We start from the raw sequence: 5,573 nt of genomic DNA on the forward strand, positions 1-5,573 counted from the left end.
GGGGTGATGTTCCGACTCAAGTAGTCTACGAGCTGAGAGGTATTTCAGCAGCCTGTTAGGCAAAGATCTTTCAAGGCTGCCCGGGGTGAAAATTTGGATCTACCCTCCTGAGAGGTGAAATCATGAAAGACGCACTTTGTTATTCCCTATTCTGCGCGGTTGTTTCAATTCTCATGTCCGTAGCTATTCCAGGATTTATCTGGGACATCTATCAATTCGATACTGCGGGCGGATTCTCATGGCTGTACTCCGCAGGGCTTATCTGCTTCGGGTTGCTGTTGAAGCCTCATCATGGCAAGACTGTGTTGAGCTGTGCGAGCAAAGGCTTGATTGTGGGCACATTGGCAGGAATTCTGGCGCAAGTAGTCGTCGCGCTCGCTGAGCATGAAAGATTTTCTGTCCTCAACGCTTCACTGGCAGGGCAGTTGCTGCTATCGATATTTCTGATGAGCATCCTTTTCGTAACACCTTTATGGGGCGGGGTCGCGAGTGGACTGACGTTCTATGTCGTGAGCCGAGGGTCGAATGCAGAGCCATCTTGAGAGCCCCTCACGCCACAGCCCATAGCGCCGAAGGCGCGCGCGTGCGTTGGAGCGTCAACGACACAGCCGATGGCAGCACACAGGTGGATTACGTGGGGGCCGCGCTGGGGCGGCCATCCAACCTGGAAGGGCTGGGCCTGAGCAAGGCAAAGCTGAAGCTGGACAAGCGCGGCGTACCCTGCCACGACCGCCTGACCACCCGCAGGCGAGCACCTGGAGCACCTTGCATCTGCGCTGCAACGTCGATGCCGGCGGACCATGATGCGCAGGGCCTTCCGGGGGGTGAAACGGCCCGCCTGATCATCGGCAATGGCCACGCGATGTTCTGCCCGGCGCTATAGGGCTATCCGATGCCCATCCCCTGAACCCGTCCATCCTGTGCCTGCTGTTCCACCTGCCGGGCAGCAGTCTGCAGCTGTGCCTCCTGGTTCATCTGCTGGTAGCGCTGCATCGACACCTCCACCGGCGTCGCCACGGCGCGGTCGGTCGTCATGGTGGCCAAGGCGAACGGAGCACTGCTCAGATCGCCCTTTATCAGAAACACCGTGTGGCCGGCCGGCTGATGGACGGTAGCGGCGCTCAGCACCACCTGGTCCACGCGGGACAGGTCGTTCTCTTTCGCCAGCACCAGCAGGCTGGCGGTCATTCTGTCGCTCACCGCATCCGGCGCCCGCCCATACTGCGCGTCCAGCGCCGCAACGCCCGCGCGTATCTGTTGATGGAGTGCGTAGTCGGCACCCCCAGGCTGCAGAGGATCAGCCCGTAGAGAACCGGGCTGCTGGGCGGGCTGCGCACCCGGCGCATTCCCCAGCAGCACGTGGTCAACACGCACAAGCCGTGACTCTTTGGCTGTAGCCAGCAATCCAGGGGCGAGTCGCTCGCTGGTTTCGTCGGGCGTGCGACCATGTTCTTCATCGATGCCCGCCACACCCTTGCGAATGGCTTCGTGCATGAGACGATCATCTCCCTGCAGCTGCTCTTCGCTGATGATGCGCTGCATGAGCGTCCTCTCCGGCATCTCGTTGTAATGCTCGGTGTTCAGATCGCTGTCGGGGAACGGAGCGCGGATGCTGCGGATGTACTCGACATTGGTCAGTGGCTTGAGACCACCTTCAAAATTCTTGTCCTGCACGAACAGTAGATTGGTTCGATGAAGACCCGCATGGTTCAAAGCGCCCCAGGTGTAGTCGATACAACTGTTGTCCAGCCCATGATATGAAGTATTGAAGCCGTGTTCGCCAGGCTTCGCTCCAAATTCGTTGAGCTTTTCATATTGCTCCTTGCTGATCTCCATGGTCCGCTGGTAGTACGGCTTTTCGTACTGCTCGACATCATTGTAGTAGACCATTCCTGGCCCGGTCGTAACGCCGTGCTCAATCGGCGCGAAGCCGAAGCTGGTCTCATCCTTGCCGTGTGCCGCCTTGAAATAGACGTGGCCAGCGGCGGACGTACCACCGGCCAACAATGGCGTTCCCGGCGCAGCTACGTAGATCGTTACGGTGTATTTGTCGTCCATGACCGTCTCCTACTTCGACTTGTTTACATAGGCCACCAGCAGCTCGGCCGGCGTAGATGACAGTCTCCCGTCGGGCGCGAGCAGCTGGATACTAAGCCGGTATCTCCCGGGCGCCTGTCCCTGGGCCCAAGCCAGTGCCACCTGGGTGTAGTGGGTGCCAGCGGGCTGCAGTCCTGCAGATTGCAGAGACTGATGATCGACGTTCTCCAACCAGCCGCCTGCGACGTGGCCCGTTGGCTCGATCGGCTCAATCCGTGCTGGACTACCTGCCACCGATTCCACTCTCACCAATGGAACGGTCGTGGCCTGCTGTCCGTCCAGACGCTCCAGTTTCAATTGGGCAGGCAGCCCGAGGTTGCGCACTTCGCGAGCGGCATTGAGGGACTTCAGTCCATCTTCTCCGTTCACGCGAATGCCAAGGAACAAGGTGGGTGACCCGCTTCTGCCAGGAGGTGGCAACGTAAACTCGACCACCATTGGGTTATCCATTGCCACCAGCGGGAACGGCCTGACTAGCGGCGCCTGGTCCAAGCGGGCCGACGCTGAATGTGAGTCCGTCTGAACCCCGGATTCGGCCTGGCAACCGCCGACGAATGCCATAGACACGGTCATGACCAAGCAGAGCAGTGTTCTTCCTTGTGGAAACATTGCGGTCCCTCGTTGCGGCATCAGTTGGCTATCAGGGCGAGGCCTGACGATCTCTTATACACCCCAGTGAAGAATGGTTCTGCGAACGGGTTCACTCCGTCCCAGCCCATGAGACACCCCCACGTCATCCTTCCCTCCCCCCAGGAGGATGACCATGACCCCGATCGACGCCGAGTGGCTGGAAGACTTCGACCACGCCCTGCTGAGCCTGTTTGCCACCACCCACCGCGAGGCCGGCATGGATGCCTACCTGCTGGGCTGCTATGCCGATCTGGAACCGCGCGAGGCGGCGATGGCCTACGGCAACGACTACGACCTGGCCCGCACGCCGTTGCTCTGGCCGATGCCGGGATTGGTGCTGCACAGCTGATTTTCCCGTTTACCTCGATTGACCATGCCTCTAATCAACACCGAATGGCTGCAGGCCTTCGACCACGAACTGCGCCACCTGTTCGCCATCGACCACCGCGATGCGGGCATGGATGAGCACACGCTTGCTCTCTACGCCGACCTGCCACCGCGCGAGGCAGCGCTGGCATTCGGCAATGACTACGATCTGGACCGCGACGATGCGCTGTGGCCGCGGCCGGGGCTCACGCCGCGCCGTTAAGTGCATGACGCATTCGACCTGTTTCGTACGAATGCGCTCTCAAAGTGCTGTCGCTTTTGGATCTGCAATTCCTCGTAAATCGTGCATTTTCAGGCGTGTTCGGCCCTTTGCTTAACATCGTTCGAAACCATTGCACCGCAAAGCATTCGCGCTGCGCCACGCGTGCAACAATGCCGTAAGCGTCAACACTTGCAGCCTCGCAAGGCTACGGTTTCTTGGCATCTCGCAACCGTGCGAGTACACCTTGGCATTGCCACCTGACACGAGGTGGCGCGGGCGTCGAAAACCCGTTTAACAACCATGTGTTTGCGCTTGCCAGTCGGCGTCACTTTTGCGTGGCGTCGGCTGGCAATCCGTTCGCGTTTCATGGCGGGCGGTGCGTGGGGGCCTTCGGGCCCGCCGGCTTGGTTGTTAACCGGTTTTCGAGCCACGCACCGTCCGCCACCTCCATGGGTGGCTCTGCTGTTTTCCTGCACGGAGCACTGCCATGAGCGCAACAAAACTCCCCGGTTTGAACATCCCGCACGATCCGGCCAACACCGATCACGAGGATGAGCACGCACCCGACCCCAATGGGTTTGTCGCCACCCTGAAGCGAATCGGCGCGGGTGCAGCGTCCGATGGGCAGCCTTGGTCCGAGCGCAGACTCGGCCCGGGCCGCTGCCTGCAGATGGCCGATGCCGATTGCGCCCTGGTCGGCCTGCGCTCGGTGGCGGAGATGGCGTTGGCCTGCGAGCGCACGCGGCAGAGCGGAACGCCCCACGAGTTCCTGGGCGAGCGGCAGATGGAAGGGCTGCTGCAGGCAGTGTTGTCGCTGACTTTGCTGGCGACCGAGCGGGTGCAGGGGCAGCGGTAGGCCGGTGCACGCCATGAGCAGCGCACCGGCACGCCGGTTGATCTGCGCCGCGGTGGTAGCCGTGGGGACGGCCACTGCCTGCGTATGGGCGCCGTCTACGGGCGTGGATGACGGAATCGCAGACCTGTTCAACGACGCGCAGCGCCCCCGCATGGTGGAAGGCCGCACCTACACGACGCAGCCGGTGGAGGCCAGCGTGGGCCCGCACCATTTCCTGTTCCCGGCCAATCTGTACTTCAACCAGATCGGGCCGTTTCCCGGTGGCGGGGTGGTGCTGACCGTGCTGTGGCCGGCGCTGCAGGCTGCGCCACCGGGGGATTACCCGCTGCGGTCGGTGGAGGATGGCTACCGGGAGGTGTCGATTGAGCTGCGCTATGTGGGGCGTGGGCGCGCTGCTGATTATCTGGCGCCGGGTCTGACTGGGCGTGTGGCGCTGCCGACGCGGTGGGGGCTGACGCCTTATGCAGTGGATCGGGAGGGGGTGGGACGCGATGTGCTGGAGACGGCACCGGATTGGTATGTGGTGCGGGATGGGGATGGGCGGGTGACGACGTTCATCAGCTGTGACCCTTGGGAGTACACGGTTGATGGGGTTTTGGTGGAGGACGGGACGCTGGTGCGGGGGAATGGGGATCGGGTGGCGATGTGTTGGCATTCCACCTTGGATGCGGGGTACGGGATAGCCATGGAAGTGCGGTACGCGCGGGTGTTGCTGATTGATTGGCAGCTACTGGAGGCGACCGCTCGCGGTCTGATGCCGCGATATGAGATGCGGCGGTGACGTAGTTGGACAACGTGGGGCGGGCCATGCCGCTCCAACTGAGGAAGAAATCCATGACCAAGATCGACGCGGAGTGGCTCAAGGCTTTTGACGAGGCAATGCTCCGCCTATTCGCCATCGACCACAGCGACGCCGGCATGGATCAGTTCCTGCTCGGTTGCTATGCGGATCTGCCGCCACGCGAGGCTGCGCTTGCGTTTGGCAATGACTACGACCTGGAGCGGGACGATGCTCTTTGGCCGCGCCTTGGGCTGGAGCGTGAGAGCTAGGTGGTGAGGCGCAGGCCTGTATCGGCGATTGCCTGCCTAGGCAGCGCAGATGTTGCATGCGGCTGCCATGCGTCCGGTATGGCCAGCAGACCGCGTTCTAGGTCGAAGGGCAGAACCCACAGCTGCAACTGAGGGCTAAAGTCGAACGCCGGCAGCGCCTGTGCAAATCCGCTGTGCTGCGGATAAACAGGGAGTGTCAGGAATTTTGTGTTCGGGCATAACATGTTGAAAAGGAACAGTTATGCCAACCAAGAGAAAGTCAGGCACGGCGTCTGCTGGCGTCTTCCCCAAGCTGCCTAACAGGCTGCTGAAATACCAGTCGCCACGCGAGGCGCCACAGTCAACATTTTC

9 protein-coding genes are annotated in these 5,573 nt (G+C 61.3%); 7 read left to right on the top strand and 2 right to left on the bottom strand.

Features of this window, described 5'->3' with window-relative positions; genetic code table 11:
• The first annotated feature begins 122 nt into the window (after nt 1-122).
• Together ACQKDV_RS18080 and ACQKDV_RS18085 are read left to right on the top strand one after the other, a co-directional pair.
• Entirely contained in the window at nt 123-542 is a 420-nt protein-coding gene (locus ACQKDV_RS18080; RefSeq protein ID WP_427785586.1) for a hypothetical protein, read from the top strand.
• Nucleotides 543-583: 41 nt separating this feature from the next.
• Nucleotides 584-883, top strand: coding sequence for a hypothetical protein (locus ACQKDV_RS18085; protein ID WP_427785587.1), 300 nt, complete (start codon nt 584-586; stop codon nt 881-883).
• Between the two features lie 2 nt (nt 884-885).
• Here the strand turns inward: ACQKDV_RS18085 and ACQKDV_RS18090 are convergent, their stop codons facing one another.
• Both ACQKDV_RS18090 and ACQKDV_RS18095 read right to left on the bottom strand, forming a co-directional pair.
• The gene (locus ACQKDV_RS18090; protein WP_427785588.1) at nt 886-2,058 is read right to left on the bottom strand and encodes an XVIPCD domain-containing protein; all 1,173 of its coding nucleotides are present in this window, start codon (nt 2,056-2,058) and stop codon (nt 886-888) included.
• Nucleotides 2,059-2,067: 9 nt separating this feature from the next.
• Entirely contained in the window at nt 2,068-2,535 is a 468-nt protein-coding gene (locus tag ACQKDV_RS18095; protein WP_427785590.1) for a hypothetical protein, read from the bottom strand.
• A gap of 325 nt (nt 2,536-2,860) precedes the next feature.
• On the opposite strand from ACQKDV_RS18095, the gene ACQKDV_RS18100 reads away from it, so the two are divergent.
• The 5 genes from ACQKDV_RS18100 to ACQKDV_RS18120 all read left to right on the top strand — a co-directional run bounded on the left by ACQKDV_RS18100 (nt 2,861) and on the right by ACQKDV_RS18120 (nt 5,222).
• Nucleotides 2,861-3,076 carry a hypothetical protein gene (locus tag ACQKDV_RS18100; protein WP_427785591.1) on the top strand — a complete coding sequence of 72 codons (216 nt, stop codon included), beginning with the start codon at nt 2,861-2,863 and terminating at the stop codon, nt 3,074-3,076.
• A 24-nt stretch (nt 3,077-3,100) separates the two neighbouring features.
• On the top strand, nt 3,101-3,316 hold the full coding sequence (locus ACQKDV_RS18105) for a hypothetical protein (protein WP_427785592.1): 216 nt from the start codon (nt 3,101-3,103) through the stop codon (nt 3,314-3,316).
• Between the two features lie 487 nt (nt 3,317-3,803).
• The gene (locus tag ACQKDV_RS18110) at nt 3,804-4,172 is read left to right on the top strand and encodes a hypothetical protein (RefSeq protein ID WP_427785594.1); all 369 of its coding nucleotides are present in this window, start codon (nt 3,804-3,806) and stop codon (nt 4,170-4,172) included.
• A 13-nt stretch (nt 4,173-4,185) separates the two neighbouring features.
• Nucleotides 4,186-4,953, top strand: a complete 768-nt coding sequence (locus ACQKDV_RS18115; protein WP_427785596.1) for a hypothetical protein — start codon at nt 4,186-4,188, stop codon at nt 4,951-4,953.
• A gap of 53 nt (nt 4,954-5,006) precedes the next feature.
• Entirely contained in the window at nt 5,007-5,222 is a 216-nt protein-coding gene (locus ACQKDV_RS18120; RefSeq protein WP_427785597.1) for a hypothetical protein, read from the top strand.
• Nucleotides 5,223-5,573: the final 351 nt, after the last annotated feature.

It is taken from the genome of Stenotrophomonas sp. NPDC077659, assembly GCF_050268705.1.
Classification (GTDB): Bacteria; Pseudomonadota; Gammaproteobacteria; order Xanthomonadales; family Xanthomonadaceae; genus Stenotrophomonas.